Source organism: Hymenobacter sp. H14-R3, from assembly GCF_030063445.1.
Lineage (GTDB): Bacteria > Bacteroidota > Bacteroidia > Cytophagales > Hymenobacteraceae > Hymenobacter.
In genome coordinates, this window is the sequence record NZ_JASITD010000070.1 from 1 (window position 1) to 1,598 (window position 1,598).

Genomic DNA, 1,598 nt, shown 5'->3' on the forward strand with positions numbered 1-1,598 from the left:
CTTGTCCTTACCCAAATCTTAAAAAGCGCTGGCCGGTAGGTCGGCGCTTTTTTTGGGCGTTAATCGGCTAGCAGTTGCGCGGCCATCTGGACGCCTTCCACGAGCAGGCGCAGGCTGCGTCGACCGAGCCAGAGGGTTTGCCAGCCGGGCGGCCCGTCGCCCGTGCGGCCTAGATGCCCGCCCAGCGCGGCCAGGGCTAGATACACGGCGCGCACCGTATCCAGGGGGCGGCGACTTTGGTGACGTAGCACGCGTAACTCCATGCTGGTCAGCGCAGATGCCTCGGCGGGCGCATCCGGTTCGAGCCGACCTTTCTCGCGCAGGTCTACCAGGGCCAGGGCCACCACGCTGAGTAGGGCTACGGCCGCGAAGAGCCGGGCGGCCGTTTGCAGTTGGAGCTTCTCGGCCCCGAGCCCCGTTTTCAGGGCTTTGTGAAAGTCCTCTATCAGCCAGCGACTGGTGTACTGGCGGGCACAGACCAGCGCCTGGGCGAAATCCGTCACGGCCTGATCGCAGAGCAGCAGCCACTCCAGGCCGGGCGCGGCGTCAGGGCCCGTCTCTTCCCAGACCCGCACCACGCTGCCGGGTACGGGCGCGCCTTTGCCCGTAGCCCCGCCTGGTCGCTGCGGGGCTCGAAGCGCCAAGCCGGGGCTGAAACTCACCTGCACGACGACTTCGCGCGCCGGCTGACGCGGCCGCCCGCGTAGGGGCAAGGTAAACGTGCCCGCACTAGGCTGAGCGCGAGCTAGTTCGAAGAGGCGACCGGCCGGTGTGTTGGCTGGCCCCGCCACCAGGGCTCGGTTCTGGGCCGCGCGCACCACAAAGCCCAGGCCCTGGGTTTGGCACTGCTGTAAATGTTCGTAGATGTCGGCCCCGCGGTCGGCCACTACCACCCAGCGCGTGCCTGCGGGCGGCTGGCCCACCGCCCGCAGGCTCTGGACCCACAAGGCCGACTCGCGCACGCGCCCCTGACGGGGCCGGGAGCCGCCGTGGGGATGCGCTTTTTCAGCTTCCGGCACGGGCTGGCGCACGTGGAATTGCTGGTCGAGCAGGCCCAGCAGCGGCAAGGCGGGCCGTTTGGCGGCCGGCTCGGGGTCGGTAGCGGGCCAGGCCGCCGCCACCAGCGAGTGCAGTAGCACGCCCTGGCCCGTGGCCTTGCCCGGCCCGACGGGGCCCAGGCCGGGGCGGCGCTCGGCTGCCTCGGGCCAGCTCAGCTCCGTGGTATCCTCTACCAGCAGGAAGGTGCCGGAAGCCTGCAATTGCTGGGCCACGTGCTGGCGGTGAGGCGCTTGCAGCGCATCGGGCGTCGCCTGCGCGTGGCCCAGCAACTGGTAGGCGGCTTTGCTGGCGTAGGCCTGCCCCTGGCTCAGGCGCGGAATGCTGGCCCCCGGCTCCCGTGCCCAGCCCGCCGCCAGCGTGACGACCCGCCGGCTGCGGCGTACGTCGCCCAAGGCCACCGCCCCAAACTGTGTCTGCGCCCACACGTGCGCCTGGCCAAACTGCGTCGAAATACTCATACCCGAAAGCTACTGCCAGCACCCAAAAAAAGCGCTGGCCGGGAGGCCAACGCTTTTCTGAGTTTTGGGTAAGGACAAGGC

General features: G+C 69.5%; 1 protein-coding gene. It reads right to left on the bottom strand.

Annotated features, from left to right (window positions below):
* Positions 1-59: 59 nt before the first annotated feature.
* Positions 60-1,517, bottom strand: coding sequence for an IS4 family transposase (locus tag QMK33_RS23315; RefSeq protein ID WP_283567032.1), 1,458 nt, complete (start codon positions 1,515-1,517; stop codon positions 60-62).
* Between the last annotated feature and the right edge of the window lie 81 nt (positions 1,518-1,598).

Coding starts and splice junctions, on each gene's coding strand:
- QMK33_RS23315 (WP_283567032.1), bottom strand. CDS start 1,517: ATGAGTATTTCGACGCAGTTTGGCCAGGCGCACGTGTGGGCGCAGACA.